15 protein-coding genes and 1 riboswitch are annotated in these 15,200 nt (G+C 72.7%); of the genes, 8 read left to right on the top strand and 7 right to left on the bottom strand.

Features of this window, described 5'->3' with window-relative positions:
• Window positions 1-76: 76 nt before the first annotated feature.
• Window positions 77-853, bottom strand: coding sequence for an amino acid ABC transporter ATP-binding protein (locus ACFWPQ_RS18495; protein ID WP_384035311.1), 777 nt, complete (start codon window positions 851-853; stop codon window positions 77-79).
• A gap of 317 nt (window positions 854-1,170) precedes the next feature.
• Here ACFWPQ_RS18495 and ACFWPQ_RS18490 point away from each other — a divergent pair, with 317 nt between their 5' ends.
• Together ACFWPQ_RS18490 and ACFWPQ_RS18485 are read left to right on the top strand one after the other, a co-directional pair.
• Window positions 1,171-1,854, top strand: a complete 684-nt coding sequence (locus ACFWPQ_RS18490) for a response regulator transcription factor (protein ID WP_361298857.1) — start codon at window positions 1,171-1,173, stop codon at window positions 1,852-1,854.
• 9 nt (window positions 1,855-1,863) lie between these two features.
• A complete protein-coding gene (locus ACFWPQ_RS18485) occupies window positions 1,864-3,261 on the top strand; it encodes an ATP-binding protein (RefSeq protein ID WP_384035306.1) in 1,398 nt (465 codons plus the stop codon).
• A 124-nt stretch (window positions 3,262-3,385) separates the two neighbouring features.
• Here the strand turns inward: ACFWPQ_RS18485 and ACFWPQ_RS18480 are convergent, their stop codons facing one another.
• Window positions 3,386-4,384 carry a TAXI family TRAP transporter solute-binding subunit gene (locus tag ACFWPQ_RS18480; RefSeq protein WP_384035303.1) on the bottom strand — a complete coding sequence of 333 codons (999 nt, stop codon included), beginning with the start codon at window positions 4,382-4,384 and terminating at the stop codon, window positions 3,386-3,388.
• A gap of 107 nt (window positions 4,385-4,491) precedes the next feature.
• On the opposite strand from ACFWPQ_RS18480, the gene ACFWPQ_RS18475 reads away from it, so the two are divergent.
• The gene (locus tag ACFWPQ_RS18475) at window positions 4,492-4,926 is read left to right on the top strand and encodes a MazG nucleotide pyrophosphohydrolase domain-containing protein (RefSeq protein ID WP_384035300.1); all 435 of its coding nucleotides are present in this window, start codon (window positions 4,492-4,494) and stop codon (window positions 4,924-4,926) included.
• Window positions 4,927-4,933: 7 nt separating this feature from the next.
• Here the strand turns inward: ACFWPQ_RS18475 and ACFWPQ_RS18470 are convergent, their stop codons facing one another.
• Window positions 4,934-5,911: a hypothetical protein gene (locus tag ACFWPQ_RS18470; protein ID WP_384035297.1), complete on the bottom strand. Its 978-nt coding sequence runs from the start codon at window positions 5,909-5,911 to the stop codon at window positions 4,934-4,936.
• A gap of 1 nt (window position 5,912) precedes the next feature.
• Here ACFWPQ_RS18470 and ACFWPQ_RS18465 point away from each other — a divergent pair, with 1 nt between their 5' ends.
• Window positions 5,913-6,401: a hypothetical protein gene (locus ACFWPQ_RS18465; RefSeq protein ID WP_384035294.1), complete on the top strand. Its 489-nt coding sequence runs from the start codon at window positions 5,913-5,915 to the stop codon at window positions 6,399-6,401.
• Window positions 6,402-6,577: 176 nt separating this feature from the next.
• Here ACFWPQ_RS18465 and ACFWPQ_RS18460 read toward each other — a convergent pair whose 3' ends face one another.
• The 4 genes from ACFWPQ_RS18460 to ACFWPQ_RS18445 form a co-directional block, all read right to left on the bottom strand.
• Window positions 6,578-6,937: a DUF6204 family protein gene (locus ACFWPQ_RS18460; protein ID WP_384035292.1), complete on the bottom strand. Its 360-nt coding sequence runs from the start codon at window positions 6,935-6,937 to the stop codon at window positions 6,578-6,580.
• Window positions 6,938-6,998: 61 nt separating this feature from the next.
• Window positions 6,999-7,550, bottom strand: coding sequence for a histidine phosphatase family protein (locus ACFWPQ_RS18455; protein WP_384035290.1), 552 nt, complete (start codon window positions 7,548-7,550; stop codon window positions 6,999-7,001).
• 301 nt (window positions 7,551-7,851) lie between these two features.
• A complete protein-coding gene (gene metE / locus ACFWPQ_RS18450; RefSeq protein WP_384035287.1) occupies window positions 7,852-10,161 on the bottom strand; it encodes a 5-methyltetrahydropteroyltriglutamate--homocysteine S-methyltransferase in 2,310 nt (769 codons plus the stop codon).
• Window positions 10,162-10,316: 155 nt separating this feature from the next.
• Window positions 10,317-10,535, bottom strand: a riboswitch (cobalamin riboswitch).
• Window positions 10,536-10,662: 127 nt separating this feature from the next.
• On the bottom strand, window positions 10,663-11,385 hold the full coding sequence (locus tag ACFWPQ_RS18445; RefSeq protein ID WP_384035284.1) for an IclR family transcriptional regulator: 723 nt from the start codon (window positions 11,383-11,385) through the stop codon (window positions 10,663-10,665).
• A gap of 74 nt (window positions 11,386-11,459) precedes the next feature.
• Between ACFWPQ_RS18445 and mhpD the strand changes: the two genes are divergently transcribed.
• From mhpD to ACFWPQ_RS18425, 4 genes are read left to right on the top strand one after another with little or no spacing between them, the layout of a single operon-like run.
• On the top strand, window positions 11,460-12,257 hold the full coding sequence (gene mhpD, locus ACFWPQ_RS18440; RefSeq protein ID WP_384035281.1) for a 2-keto-4-pentenoate hydratase: 798 nt from the start codon (window positions 11,460-11,462) through the stop codon (window positions 12,255-12,257).
• On the top strand, window positions 12,254-13,186 hold the full coding sequence (locus ACFWPQ_RS18435; protein WP_384035278.1) for an acetaldehyde dehydrogenase (acetylating): 933 nt from the start codon (window positions 12,254-12,256) through the stop codon (window positions 13,184-13,186). Before mhpD ends, ACFWPQ_RS18435 begins: the two co-directional genes overlap by 4 nt.
• Window positions 13,183-14,196: a 4-hydroxy-2-oxovalerate aldolase gene (gene dmpG / locus ACFWPQ_RS18430; RefSeq protein ID WP_384035275.1), complete on the top strand. Its 1,014-nt coding sequence runs from the start codon at window positions 13,183-13,185 to the stop codon at window positions 14,194-14,196. The genes ACFWPQ_RS18435 and dmpG overlap by 4 nt, the downstream gene beginning before the upstream one ends.
• A gap of 37 nt (window positions 14,197-14,233) precedes the next feature.
• A complete protein-coding gene (locus tag ACFWPQ_RS18425; RefSeq protein ID WP_361298825.1) occupies window positions 14,234-15,067 on the top strand; it encodes an isocitrate lyase/phosphoenolpyruvate mutase family protein in 834 nt (277 codons plus the stop codon).
• Window positions 15,068-15,200 lie beyond the last annotated feature (133 nt).

Below are 15,200 nucleotides of genomic sequence, written 5' to 3'. Positions count from 1 at the left end.
AACATCCTTTGCGTGGTGAAAGACGAGGTCCGTGCGGGACGGGTGACGCGACGCGGATCGCTGTGCGGATCAGGGATCAGTGGTGCAGGATCTTCGACAGGAAGTCCTTGGCCCGGTCGCTGCTCGGGTTGCTGAAGAACTGGTCCGGCGTGGCCTGTTCGACGATCCGGCCGTCGGCCATGAAGACGACCCGGTTCGCGGCCGAGCGGGCGAAGCCCATCTCATGGGTGACGACGATCATCGTCATGCCGTCCCTGGCCAGCTGCTGCATGACCTCCAGGACCTCGTTGATCATCTCGGGGTCCAGGGCCGAGGTCGGCTCGTCGAAGAGCATGACCTTCGGGTCCATCGCCAGCGCCCGAGCGATCGCGACACGCTGCTGCTGGCCGCCGGAGAGCTGCGCGGGGTACTTGTCGGCCTGGCTGCCCACGCCGACCCGGTCGAGCAGGGTGCGCGCCTTCTCCCCGGCCTGCTTCTTGTCCGCCTTGCGGACCTTGACCTGCCCGAGCATCACGTTCTCGAGCACCGTCTTGTGCGCGAAGAGATTGAAGGACTGGAAGACCATGCCGACGTCGGCGCGCAGCCGGGCCAGCTCCCTGCCCTCCTGGGGCAGCGCCCTGCCGTCGATCGTGATCGTTCCGGAGTCGATGGTCTCCAGGCGGTTGATGGTGCGGCACAGGGTGGATTTGCCGGACCCGGAGGGTCCGATCACCACGACGACCTCACCGCGGGCGATCGTCAGGTCGATGTCCTGGAGCACGTGCAACGCGCCGAAGTGCTTGTTGACGCTCTTCAGGGCGACCAGTTCGTCGACCGCGGCCAAGTCCTCCTTGGCCACCGATACTTCGGTCATCGCTTTCGGGCTCCGTCCTCCTCGGTTGCGGAGGAATGTATTTTTCGTGGATGACCGGCGTCATTACATCTGAGCGAGATCTGAGGATCACGATCCGGTAGCAGTCGGCCACAAGTCGTAGCGCCACCGGCCGTCCGCGTTTCGGCCGCGTAACGGAAACCGCGCGTCGCCGGAACCCACTTGACGCCGTCGGCGTCCATCAGCGTGACTGCCCTCGTGCACCCGCGCGGGCACGCGTCTTCTATAATGCGCGGGTTTTCCATGAACGATCCGACGACGAACGACGACCGTACGACCGCTGAACCGGAGGGGGACGGATGAGACTGCTGCTCGTTGAGGACGACAACCATGTCGCCGCCGCGCTCTCCGCGGTCCTGGCCCGGCACGGGTTCTCCGTCACGCATGCCCGCAGCGGCGAGGAGGCCCTGCGGGCCCTCGTCCCCGAGAGCGACGGCTACGACGTCGTCCTCCTCGACCTCGGCCTGCCCGACCAGGACGGCTACGAGGTCTGCGGCAAGATCCGCAAGCGCACCAGCACCCCGGTGATCATGGTGACGGCCCGCTCCGACGTCCGCTCCCGCATCCACGGCCTCAACCTCGGCGCCGACGACTACGTGGTGAAGCCGTACGACACCGGGGAACTCCTCGCCCGGATCCACGCCGTCAGCCGGCGCACCCACCACGAGGACGGCCCGGCCGGCGACAGCGCGCTGCGGCTCGGCCCCGTCCACATCGAACTGCCCACCCGCCAGGTGAGCGTGGACGGCAAGGTCGTCCAGCTCACCCGCAAGGAGTTCGACCTGCTGGCACTGCTCGCCCAGCGCCCCGGCGTGGTCTTCCGCCGGGAACAGATCATCAGCGAGGTCTGGCGCACCAGCTGGGAGGGGACCGGCCGCACCCTGGAGGTGCACGTCGCCTCCCTGCGTGCGAAGCTGCGCATGCCCGCGCTCATCGAGACCGTACGCGGCGTCGGCTACCGGCTCGTCGCCCCGGCCGCGTAGCGGGGACGGGTGCGCACACGTCTCCTTCCGCTGCTCATCGTCCTGATGGCGGCCGTGCTGCTCGCGCTCGGCGTTCCGCTCGCCGTCAGCACGGCCTCCGCGCAGCAGCAGAAGGTCGTCGTCGACCGCATCGACGACACCGCGCGGTTCGCGGCCCTCGCCCAGTTCGTGACCGACACGTCCACCACCGCGCGCCCCATGCGCACGGACGACCGCCTGGAGACCCTCCGCCGCGAACTGGCCAGCTACTACGGCGTCTACGGCATCCGCGCGGGCGTCTTCTACCGGAACGCCTCCTCCATGGCCAACGCGCCCGACGACTGGGTGCTGCCGACCGGCGGCGAGGTCCGCGAGGCCTTCGAGGAGGCCCTGCTCAGCCGGCGCAGCCACGACCCGGAGCAGGTGTGGCCCTGGCAGCGCAGCCGACTGGTGGTGGCCTCGCCGGTGATCCGGGACGGTGACGTCGTCGCCGTGGTGGTCACCGACTCGCCCACCGGGCCGATGCGCTCCCGCACCCTGCGGGGCTGGCTGCTCATCGGCGCCGGCGAGGGCGCGGCGATGCTGCTCGCCGTCGGCGCGGCGCTGCGGCTGACCGGGTGGGTGCTGCGGCCGGTACGGGTGCTCGACGCCACCACGCACGCGATCGCCAGCGGCCGGCTCAAGTCCCGGGTCGCGGCGGCCGGCGGTCCGCCGGAACTCAGAAGGCTGGCCCGGGCGTTCAACGAGATGGCGGACAACGTCGAGGACGTGCTGGAGCAGCAGCGGGCGTTCGTCGCCGACGCCTCCCACCAGCTGCGCAACCCCCTCTCCGCGCTGCTGCTCCGCATCGAACTGCTCGCCCTCGAACTACCCGAGGGCAACGAGGAGATCGCCTCGGTCCGCACCGAGGGCAAGCGGCTCGCGCAGGTCCTGGACGACCTGCTCGACCTGGCGCTGGCCGAGCACGCCGAGGCGTCCCTGATGCTGACCGACATCGGACGGCTGGCCGAGGAGCGGATCACCGCGTGGGCACCGGCCGCCGCGGCGCAGGGGGTCCGGCTGACGGGGGACTGCGCGCCGACCACCGGGTGGGCCGACCCGGTCACACTGTCCAGCGCGCTGGACGCGGTGATCGACAACGCGGTGAAGTTCTCGCCGGAGGGGGGCGAGGTGACGGTGACCGTGACCGCCGCCGGTGACGTGTCGACGGTCGTGGTGACCGACACGGGACCGGGGTTGACGGACGAGGAGCTCGTGCGCGTGGGGGACCGGTTCTGGCGGAGCGGACGGCACCAGAACGTGAAGGGGTCGGGGCTGGGGCTGTCGATCACGCGGGCGTTGCTGGCGACGGGTGGGGGGTCGCTGTCGTACGAGCACGGTGAGCCGCGGGGGTTGCGGGTGACTGTGTCTGTGCCGCGGGGTGGGTGAGAGCGGGGGCTGCGGTTGTGTGTTCGGTGCGGTTGGGTGGAGGCTGGTCGCGCCCACGCGGCGGAGCCGCAGGTCGATACAGCCCCGCGCCCCTGCGGGGCGCTGCAGGTGGGGCGCTTCGCGGTTACGGCTTCACCGAGCGGTAGTACCGCCTTGCCCCCTCCTGCAGCGGCAGCGGGTCCGTGTAGATCGCCGTGCGCAGGTCCACCAGCTGGGCCGAGTGGACGTGGTTGCCGATGTCGTCGCGGCTCTTGATGACCGTGCGGGTCACCCATTCGGTGAGGCGCGGGTCCATGTCCTTGCGGGTCATCAGGACGTTGGACACCGCGATCGTGGGCACCGCCGTGCCCTGCTGCACCGACGGGTACGCCGACTCCGGCATGTTGGTCGCCCGGTAGTAGAGCGCGGCCTCGCTCTCGGTGTGCAGCTTGGTGACGAGGCTGCCGCTGATCGGCACGAACGTGAAGCTGAACTTCTCGGCCAGGTCCAGCAGCCCCTTGGTCGGCAGTCCGCCGGACCAGAAGAAGGCGTCGATCCTGCCCTTCCGCAGCTGGTCCGGGCCGGTGTCTATGCCCTCGGACACCGGGGTGATGTCCTTCGCCGGGTCCACCCCGGCGGCCCTGAGCACCCGGTTGGCGATCAGCCGGACCCCCGAGTCGGGCAGCCCGATCGCCACCCTCTTGTGCCGCAGTTGCGCGACGCTGGTGATCCCGGAGTCGCTGGGCACGACCAGCTGCACGTAGTCGTCGTAGAGCCGGGCCACCCCGCGCAGCTTTCCGGCGCCCTTTCCGTCGTTCAGTTCGTACGTCTCCACCGCGTCGGCCGCCGCGATGGTGAAGTCGGCCCGGCCGGTCGCCACCCGCTGCACGTTCTCGTACGAGCCGTTGCTCTGCACCAGTTTCACCTTCAGCCCGGGCATGTCCCTGGCCAGCTCGGTGCGCAGCCGTTCGCCGTACTCCTGGTAGACGCCGCGCAGGGTCCCGGTGCTGAAGGTGATCGTCCCGGTCGGCGGCTTCTCGCCCAGCGGCAGCAGCCACCACAGCAGCAGGCCGGACGCGACGAAGCAGGCGGCTGCGCCCTGGAGCGCGCGGCGCCTGCCGATACGGGGGAAGACCTTGGGCATGCGCGCGATCCTGCCAGCAGGGCAGGGTCCTGGCCAGGGGAGGCGGCCGGGGCCGGGGGCAGGGCGGCGGCCCCGGACTGTCAGTGGCGGCGGCTAGAGTCGTTCGCATGACCAGTTCCGTCCCCGGTGCCCCGACCGGTACCTCACCCGCCCGCCTCGTCCGGGAGTTCCACCACGCCTTCGGCCTGGACGCCCGCACCACGCCGACCGAGGTGTCCCCGGAACTGGCCGCGCACCGGGGGGAGCTGCTCGCCGAGGAGGCCGCGGAGGTCGCCGAGGTCGCGGTCGAAGGGCCCCTCGACCGGCTCGCGCACGAGCTGGCGGACGTGGTCTACGTGGCGTACGGCACCGCGCTGGTGCACGGGATCGATCTGGACGCGGTCCTCGCCGAGATCCACCGGTCCAACATGAGCAAGCTGGGGCCCGACGGGCAGGTGGCCCGCCGGGCCGACGGCAAGGTGCTCAAGGGCGAGCACTACCGGGCGCCGGACGTGTCGGCGGTGCTGCGCGGCCAGGGCTGGAGACCGGGCGGCGCGGCCTGACCCGGGGTCAGAGGCTGCCGCCTGCCAGCTTCCACTCGCGGTGCAGGGCGCCCAGTGGGATGCCCCGTTCCAGCACCGGGGTGCCGAAGACCGACAGCTGGAGGCGCAGGGTGCCGGAGAGGTCGACCCCGCCGTACAGGCTCCAGTCGCCCTGGACGTCCGCGCCCGGGGTCGCGGAGGTGGCGGTGACCGTGCCGGTCGCCTCACCGCGCAGGTACGGCGCCAGGTCGGCGGTGACACCGACGCTGCCGTAGAGGCCGACGGAGGCCTCGGCGCCGAGCGTGGTCCTGACGCCGCCCGCGGTGGTCACCGAGGTGCGCACCGGCGTGCTCGTCATGGTCGAGCTGCTGACCGGCGTCCAGCCCTGGGTTGTGCCGAAGGTGCCGCCCGCCTTGAAGTCGCCCTTCAGGTTCTGCTCCACGTCGACGGAGATCTTCCCGTCGCCGCTCACCTGGAGGTAGCAGGTCAGGTCGAGGTTGACGACGACGGGGACCGCGCCGACCTGGAGCACGGGGTCGGCGTGCAGCTTGGCGAACGGGATGCGCAGCGGGGTGGCCGTGGCCGCCGCCCGCCCCTTGACCGCCCAGCCGGAGTCCCAGTCGCCGGAGACGCCGAGGTAGGCGGAGCCGGGCGCGCTGCCGGTGCCCGCGCCGCCGTAGGCGAAGTCGACCTGCGGGGCGACCTGGACGAAGCCGGAGACCGAGGCCGCTGCGGACGCCGGGGCGCCCTCGGCGGTCGGTATCTCGGTGCTGACGTCCAGCCGGAGGCTGCCGAGCGGCACGTGGGCGCCCTCGGGACCGACGTGTACGTCACCGGCCTTGGACCAGGAGACCTTGACGTCGGGCAGCAGCTTGTCGACGTCGAAGGCGGCCGGGTCGACGGGCGCGGTGCCCTTGGCGGTGTCGTCGCCGAGGAGGGCGTCGAGGGTGGCGGGCTCGGTCTGCACCTCGGTGCCGGCGTCGGTCTCGCCGAGCACCTTGGTCACCTTGGCGAGCAGTCCGTCCGGGGCGCCGGGCGCGGGGGTGCTGGCGATGACGTCACCGACGGCGGCCTGGCGGGCGGCGGCCGAGGCGGAGACCGATGGCGAGGGGGTGGGGGAGACCGTCGGGGCGGCCGGACTGCCCTTGCCCGGAGAACTCCCCTTCGTGGCGCCGGATATGACGGCCCGTCGGGTCTTGCTGTCGTACGAGCTGACGGTGAGCGCGGTGCGGTGGGCCGGTCGGCCCGCACCCGCCGAGCCGGCGGCCGTGGTCGCGGTGGCGGCGGGTGCGGCGGCGACGGCGAGCGACTGTCCGTCCGTGCGGGCGGCGGCGGAGGCCCCCGTCGGAGACCCGGGCGGTCTCCCGGGCGTGGTCGCCGGCGGAGGTCTGGTGCTGCGGCGAGGAGCAGCCGGCGGCGAGGATGAGGGCGGTCACGGCGAAGGCGGGCATGAGGGCATGCCCTGGCCTCGTGCGTCTGCGCAAGGTCGGTCCTGAGGGTGGGGGGTCGCGAAGGAACACCGACTTTGTTACCGATGGGTAGAACTGGTCGGTAACTCGATGTGGCCCCGAGCATGCCACGCCTCCGGCATAGGAACTCCACAATCAGGTCACATCCCGACGTGACCTGAACCACGGCGACTTCAGGCCGCCGTGGCCGTTTCCGCGAAGGGTCAGCCCTGCTGCTGCGCGGCCGCCCGGCGCTGCCGCTTGCCGAGGGGTGCCTGGGAGAGGTCCTCCGCGCTGGACCGGAGGTTCTTGTAGCCGTAGCCGCGCTCGGCCAGCCACGCCCTGGCTGCCTCCTCGGCACGCTCGGTGGCCTCCAGGATGTCCTCCTCGTCCTCCCCGCTGTCCTGGAAGCGGAAGGTGAAGGCGGGACGGGCGTCGATGTCGTAACTGAGGTGGCCCTCGGGCGTGAAGGCCGCGCGCAGTACGTCGTGTTCGGCGGCCCGGGAGAGCAGTTCGGCGCGTTGCGCGGCGCTGAGGCCGTCGAAGACGCCGCGGACGGTGACGCGGAAGGTGCGGGTGGTCATGGCGCGACCCTAGGCAGGACGGGGCGCACCGCTCCACCGCATTTCCGGCGCCCCTCCGGTGCTACCCGCCGACCTGGCCGAGCCGCAGGTTCCAGCGACCGGGCCCGCCCGTGATCTCCGTCGCCGACAGCGGCGGGGTGTCCACGCGCCAGAACGCGGTATCGGGCGCCCCCAGCACGTGCAGCACCATGGCCCGCACCACCTCCGGCTCCACCACGGCGATCGTCCTGCCGATGGTCAGGCCCGTCCGGTCCAGCCAGCCGGTGACCCGCGCGCACAACTCCCTTACCGACTCGCCCCCGTGGGGCGCGGCGCCCGGGTCGGTCAGCCACTGGAGCAGCGCGTCGGGTTCGGCGGCGCCGATCTCGTCCAGCGCCCGGCCCCGCCAACGGCCCGCGTCCAGGCCCGACAGCTCGGGCTCCGCCGAGGCGTCCAGGCCCAGCGCGGCCGCCGTCTCCCGGCAGCGCACGCCGGGGGAGTGGACGACCTCGCCCGCGGCCGGCAGGGACAGCGCGACCTTCCCGGGGTTCTCGATCGAGTCACCGTCGTAGAAGCGGGCCCGCCGCAGCGAGGGTGTGAAGGCCGGGGCTATCAGGATGACTCGGCAGGTCACGGGGCGGTTCCTCCATGGTCGTCCATCGGTGTCGGGCGGAGTCTGGCGATGTCGGGCGGTGTCTGGTCGTGGCGGCGACGGGTGACGGCGGCGGTGACGGGTGACGGCGGTGGTGACGGCGGGTGCCGGACGCGCACGACAGTACGCCGGGCGGCACCCCCCCCAGGGCCCCGCGAGCGCTCCGCGCGCCCCCAGCGTGGCGCCCCCGCGCGCCGGCGGCGGTGCGGGGCCCCGGCGGTGGGGTGGGGGGTCCCCCGCGCCCCCCGACAGTACGCCGTCCGGCACCCGCCACAGGACCCGGCTAGAGCTCCGCGCGCACCGAGCGTGCCGCCGCGACGAGGTTCTCCAGGGAGGCCCGGACCTCAGGCCAACCGCGGGTCTTCAGCCCGCAGTCGGGGTTGACCCAGAGCCGTTCGGCGGGGATGGCCCGCAGGCCGGTCCGCACCAGGTCGGCGGCCTCCGCCGGGCTCGGCACCCGGGGCGAGTGGATGTCGTAGACCCCGGGTCCCGCCTCGCGCGGATAGCCGTGCGCGGCGAGTTCGCGGGCGACCTGCATGTGCGAGCGGGCCGCCTCCAGGCTGATGACGTCCGCGTCGAGGTCGTCGATGGCCCGGACGATGTCACCGAACTCGGCGTAGCACATGTGCGTGTGGATCTGGGTCTCCGGACGGACTCCGCCGGTCGTCAGGCGGAACGCCTCGGTCGCCCACGCCAGGTACCCGTCCCGGTCGGCGGCCCGCAGCGGCAGGGTCTCGCGCAGCGCGGGCTCGTCGACCTGGATGACCGAAGTGCCCGCCCTCTCCAGGTCGTCGACCTCGTCGCGCAGGGCGAGGGCGACCTGGCGGGCGGTGTCGCCGAGCGGCTGGTCGTCGCGGACGAACGACCAGGCCAGCATGGTCACCGGCCCGGTCAGCATGCCCTTGACGGGGAGGTCGGTGAGGGACAGGGCGTACGACGTCCAGCGCACCGTCATCGGCTCGGGGCGGGAGATGTCACCGGCCAGGACCGGCGGGCGCACGTACCGGGTGCCGTACGACTGGACCCAGCCGTGCCGGGTGGCCAGGTACCCCGTCAACTGCTCGGCGAAGTACTGGACCATGTCGTTGCGTTCGGGTTCGCCGTGCACCAGGACGTCCAGGCCGGCCTTCTCCTGGAAGGCGACCACCTCCCGGATCTCGGACCTGACCCGCTCCTCGTAGCCGGCCGTGTCGATCCGGCCCGCCCGCAGGTCCGCGCGTGCGGTGCGCAGTTCGCCGGTCTGCGGGAACGAGCCGATGGTCGTCGTCGGCAGCAACGGCAGCCGCAGGTGGGCGCGTTGGGCGGCGGCGCGGTCGGGGTACGGCTGGGCGCGGCGGACGTCGGCCGGGGTGACGGCGGCGCACCGGGCACGGACCGCGGGATCACAGGTGATCGGTGAACCCGCCCGGGAGGCCAGGTCGGCCCGGTTGGCGGCGAGTTCGGCGGCGATGGTGTCGGGCCCCTGGGCGAGCCCCTTGGCGAGGGTGACGATCTCGGCGGTCTTCTGCTTCGCGAAGGCCAGCCAGCGCAGGACCTGCGGAGCGATGTCCCGCTCGGCGGCCGTGTCCAGTGGCACGTGGAGGAGGGAGCAGGAGGCGGCGACGTCGACCCGGCCGGCGAGGCCCAGCAGGGTGCCGAGGGTGGTGAGGGACGCCGGCAGGTCGTTGACCCAGACGTTGCGGCCGTCGACGACACCGGCGACCAGCCGCTTGCCGGGCAGCCCCCCGACGGCGGCCAGGGCGTCCAGGTTGGCGGCCGCCGCCCCGGTGAAGTCCAGGGCGAGCCCCTCGACCGGGGCCTTCGCCAGCACCGGCAGGGCCTCGCCGAGCCGGCCGAAGTAGGAGGCGACCAGGAGCTTCGGCCGGTCGGTGCGGGCGCCCAGGTCGCGGTAGGCGCGGGCGACGGCGGCCAGCTCGCCCGGGGTGCGGTCCTGGACCAGGGCGGGCTCGTCGAGCTGCACCCACTCGGCCCCGGCCGCCCGCAGGTCGGCGAGTACCTCGGCGTACACCGGGAGCAGCCGGTCGAGGAGGATGAGCGGGTCGAAGCCGGCGGGCACACCGGGCGCCGGCTTGGCGAGCAGCAGATAGGTGACCGGGCCGACCAGCACCGGCCGGGCCGCGAGCCCGAGGGCCAGCGCGTCCCGCAGCTCGTCCACCTGCTTGGCGGAGTTCGCGGCGAAGACGGTGTCGGGACCCAACTCCGGCACCAGGTAGTGGTAGTTGGTGTCGAACCACTTCGTCATCTCCAGCGGCGCGCTGTCCTGGGTGCCGCGGGCCATGGCGAAGTAGCCGTCCAGGGCATCGGCTTCGACGGCGGCGCGGTGCCGCTCGGGGACGGCGCCGACCATCACGGTGGTGTCGAGGACGTGGTCGTAGTACGAGAAGTCGCCGGTCGGCACCTCGTGGAGGCCGGCCTCGGCGAGCTGCCGCCAGGTGGAGCGGCGCAGTTCGGCGGCGGTGGCCCGCAGGGCGCCGGCGGTGACCCGGCCCTGCCAGTAGCTCTCGATCGCCTTCTTCAGTTCCCGGGCCGGCCCCTGGCGGGGGTAGCCGTACACGGTGGCCCGGGCTGCCGCGGCTGCGGACTTGGCTGTCACGGAGATCTCCTTCGCGAGACGATTCCCTGAGATCCCGGTGACGGGACGAGAGCGCGAAGGGATGACGAACCGGACGGCGGCGGTCGTATACGACCGTCCGTCCGATGTGCACGCCGACCCGCCCACGAGGTCACCGGGATGTCCGCGCACGAGTGGTTCGCACACGGGCAGTTGGCAGGTCTTCGGACTCGCGGGCGCGTCTCGTGGCCGTACGAGACCCCTACTGGCCGTCGCTTCCCGGATCCGGTGGATCCAGTGCGTATGACGGCGGTCGTTCCCACTCACCGCTGCGGGGCAGTCCCGGACTCACACCGGGTTCCCTCTTACGACACCCCGCCTGGCGGACAGGGCGAACCAGCTGCGGCACCCACCTTACGACCCCGGCCAGGGGCGCGCCCCAAAGGGGCGCGGGGAACTGCGCGACCAGCCAAGGACAAACCCGCACCCGCCGTCCGCGAACACCCCCACCCCCCTAGGCGAACGTCTCCCTACCCCAACAACTCACCGACCTGACCGCAACGCCCGCGACAGGCCCAGCGCAGCGGTCCGCACCGCCGGTGCCAGCTGCGCCGGCCGAAACCGCCCGCACGGCACGGCCACCGACAGTGCCGCCACCGCCGTCGGCCCGTCGAAAACCGGCGCCGCGATACAGCTGACCCCCTCCGCGGCCTCTTCCTCCTCGTACGCCAGCCCGGCGACCTGCGCCTGCTCCACTGCCGTACGCAGCCGCGCAGGCTCCGTCATCGAGCGGGCCGTCAACCGCGGCAGCGGCGCCGCCAGCACCTCCTCGACCAGCTCGGCGCCCGAGAACGCCAGCAGGGCCTTGCCGACCCCGGTGCAGGTCAGCGGGAGCCGGCCGCCGATCCGGGACGGCAGCCGCAGCACGTCGTGGCCGTGGATGCGCTCGACGTAGACCACCTCGTGGCCCTCGCGCACCCCGAGGTGCACGGTCTCGTGGGTGGCCTCGAACAGGTCCTGGAGGAACGGCAGCGCGGCCTCCCGCAGATCCTGTCGGCGCGGCACCAGCGACCCCAGCTCGAAGAGGGCGCCGCCCAGCCGGTAGGTGTCCGCGTCCCGCTCCAGCAGGCCGAGCCGGACCAGCTCGGCGCAGAGCCGGAACACGGTGGTCTTGGGCAGCTTGGACCGCTCGGCCAGTTCCGTCAGACGGAACGCGCCGCCGTTCGGTCGGTAGCAGTCCAGGACCGCCACGGCCTTGTCGAGCATGTTTCCCTGATTGCTGTTCCGTACCACGGAACATATTTTGCCTCGTTTCCCGGCGCCCGCCTATACCTGTCGGCATGAGCCCTGACCTCGTCACCAAGGTGGCCGACGTCCTCGACGAAGCCACCCGCACCGGCATCCCCTGCGCCCCTGTGCGCGCCCTCCTCCCCGAGGACGACATCGAGACCGCCTACGCGGTGCAGCGGCTGCACGTCGAGCGTGGCATGGCCGCGGGCCGCCGGCTGGTGGGCCGCAAGATCGGGCTGACCTCGCCCGCCGTGCAGCGGCAGCTCGGGGTCGGACAGCCCGACTTCGGGGCCCTCTTCGCGGACATGGCGGTCGCCGAGGGCGAGCCGGTCGCGGCCGGCCGGCTCCTCCAGCCCAAGGTGGAGGCCGAGGTCGCCCTGGTCCTCGCCACCGACCTGCCGCACCGCGACCCGACCGTCGCCGACCTGCTGCGGGCCACCGCCTTCGCGCTGCCCGCGCTGGAGATCGTGGACAGCCGGATCGCCGACTGGGACATCACCATCGTCGACACCGTCGCCGACAACGCCTCCAGCGGCCTGTTCGTCCTCGGCGGCACACCGGTCCCGCTGGACCGGGTCGACCTGCGTGGGGTCCGGATGACCCTGGCCAAGAACGGCGAGACCGTCTCGCAGGGCACCGGCGCCGACTGCCTGGGCAGCCCGCTCACCGCCGCCCGCTGGCTCGCCGCCACCCTGGCCGGGCTCGGCGACCCGCTGCGGGCCGGCGACATCGTCCTGACCGGAGCGCTCGGCCCGATGGCGGTCGCCGCCGAGGGCGACGAGTTCACCGCCCGCATCGAGGGCCTCGGCACGGTCGGGGTCACCTTCGCCACCGAGGGAGCAGCATGACCACGAAGGTCGCCGTCATCGGGTCCGGGAACATCGGCACCGACCTGATGATCAAGATCCTGCGGCTCTCCGAGTCCCTGGAGATCGCCGCCATGGCCGGTATCGACCCGGACTCGGACGGCCTGGCCCGCGCCCGCCGCCTCAAGGTGGCCACCACCCACGAGGGCGTGGACGGGCTGGTCGGCCTGGACGAGTTCGAGGACGTCTCGACCGTCTTCGACGCCACCTCCGCCGGCGCCCACCGCCGTCACGACGAGGTGCTGCGCGCCCTCGGCCGTACGGTCGTCGACCTCACCCCCGCCGCGCTCGGCCCGTACGTGGTCCCGCCCGTCAACGGCGACGCCCACCTGGACGCCCCGAACGTCAACATGGTCACCTGCGGCGGCCAGGCCACCATCCCGGTCGTGGCCGCGGTGAACGCCGTGACACCCGTCCACTACGGCGAGATCGTCGCCTCGATCTCCTCCCGCTCCGCCGGGCCCGGCACCCGCGCCAACATCGACGAGTTCACCGAGACCACGGCGTCCGCCATCGAGAAGGTCGGCGGCGCGGCCCGCGGCAAGGCGATCATCGTGCTCAACCCGGCCGAACCGCCCCTGATCATGCGGGACACCGTGCACTGCCTGGTCGGCGACTGCGACGACGCGGCGGTCACGGCCTCGGTCGAGGAGATGGTCGCGCGCGTGCAGACGTACGTCCCCGGCTACCGCCTCAAGCAGAAGGTGCAGTTCGAGCGGGTGGCCGCCGACGACCCCCTGCGCACCCTGGCTCCCGGCGACGCCGTGAAGGTCTCCGTCTTCCTCGAAGTGGAGGGCGCCGCCCACTACCTGCCCGCCTACGCCGGCAACCTCGACATCATGACCTCGGCCGCGCTGCGCACCGCGGAGCGCATGGCCGCCCACCGCACCCCGGAGGTGGCCTCCCGATGACCGGTCCCCGCCTGTACGTCCAGGACGTCACCCTGCGGGACGGCATGCACGCCGTCCGCCACCGCTACACCGTCGACCAGGCCCGCACCATCGCCGCCGCCCTCGACGCCGCAGGAGTCCGCGCCATCGAGGTCGCCCACGGCGACGGCCTGTCCGGCTCCAGCGTCACCTACGGCGTCGGCGCGCACACCGACTGGGAGTGGATCGAGGCGGTCGTGGGCGCCGTCCACCAGGCGATCCCCACCACTCTCCTCCTCCCGGGCATCGGCACGGTCCACGACCTGAAGCAGGCCCACTCCCTGGGCATCCGCTCGGTCCGCATCGCCACCCACTGCACCGAGGCCGACATCTCCGCCCAGCACATCGCCGCCGCGCGGGAACTGGGCATGGACGTGGCCGGGTTCCTGATGATGTCCCACCTCGCCGAACCCGCCGAACTCGCCCGCCAGGCCAAGCTGATGGAGTCCTACGGCGCGCACTGCGTGTACGTCACCGACTCCGGCGGCCGCCTGACCATGGACGGCGTCCGCGACCGGGTCCGCGCCTACCGGGACGTCCTCGACCCGGCCACCGGACTCGGCATCCACGCCCACCACAACCTCGGCCTGGGCGTGGCCAACTCGGTCGTCGCCGTCGAGAACGGCGTCACCCGCGTCGACGCCTCCCTCGCCGGGCAGGGCGCCGGGGCGGGCAACTGCCCGCTGGAGGCGTTCGTCGCGGTCGCCGACCTGATGGGCTGGGAGCACGGCTGCGAACTGTTCCCGCTGATGGACGCCGCGGACGACGTCGTACGACCGCTGCAGGACCGCGAGGTACGGGTGGACCGCGAGACCCTCACCCTCGGCTACGCGGGCGTGTACTCCAGCTTCCTGCGGCACGCGGAGGCCGCCGCCCGGCGCCATGGCCTCGACACCCGCGCCATCCTGGTCGAGGTGGGCCGCCGCAAGCTGGTCGGCGGGCAGGAGGACATGATCACGGACATCGCCCTGGACCTCACCGGGAGCAGCTGACGCGTGATTGTCAGTGCCGGCTGACACACTCGTCGACGTGGACACCCAACGCCGTGAACTGGCCGCACGCTTCGTCGAGTCGCACCGGGAAGGCTGCTTCCTGCTCCCCAACGCGTGGGACGCGGGAAGCGCCCGGATCCTGGAAGCGGCCGGGTTCCCGGCCGTGGCCACCACCAGCGCGGGCATCGCCTTCTCGCTGGGCCGCGCGGACCACGACTACGGCGGCGGCCGGGTCGACCGCGCGACGATGGTGGAGCGGATCCGGGACATCGCCGCCGAGGTGCGGATCCCGGTGAGCGCGGACCTGGAGGACGGGTTCGGGGAGTCCCCCGAGACCGTGGCCGAGACGATCTCGATGACCCTCGGCGCCGGAGCCGCGGGCGGCAACATCGAGGACTTCACGGGCGACCGCGCACAGCCGCTGTACGACCCGAAGCTGGCGGCCGACCGGATCCGCGCCGCGCGCGAGGTGATCGACGCGGCCGGCGAGCCGTTCGCCCTGGTCGGCCGGACCGACGTGCTGCTCACCGGCGGCCCCCTCGACGAGGCGGTGCGCCGGGCCAACGCCTACCTCGCGGCGGGCGCCGACTGCGCGTTCGTGCCGGGCGCGGCGGACGCGGCGACGATCGGCACGCTGGTCAGGGAGATCGACGGGCCGTTGAACGTGGTGATGGGGCTGACGGGCGGCGCTCTGTCCCTGGCCGACCTCCGTGAACTCGGCGTGCGCCGGGTCACGGTGGGCGGGAGTATCGCGCGGGCGATGTACGCGCAGCTGCTGGGCGCGGCGCGGGAGCTGGCGGAGCGGGGGACCTTCTCGTACGCCGAGCACCAGATCTCGCAGACGGATCTGAACGAGCTCTTCCGGAGATGACGAGCTCGTCCGGGGACGAGGAAGCGGGGGGGGCGGGGGTTCGGCCCCCCCCCCCCCCCCCCGCCTGGGGGGGCCCCGCTGCCGGCTGATGACGTGCACGACGAACGCATGAGGCTCCTGTGTTCTTCGGATG

It is taken from the genome of Streptomyces sp. NPDC058464, from assembly GCF_042721035.1.
Classification (GTDB): domain Bacteria; phylum Actinomycetota; class Actinomycetes; order Streptomycetales; family Streptomycetaceae; genus Streptomyces.
This window is presented reverse-complemented; position numbering and strand designations above follow the sequence as displayed.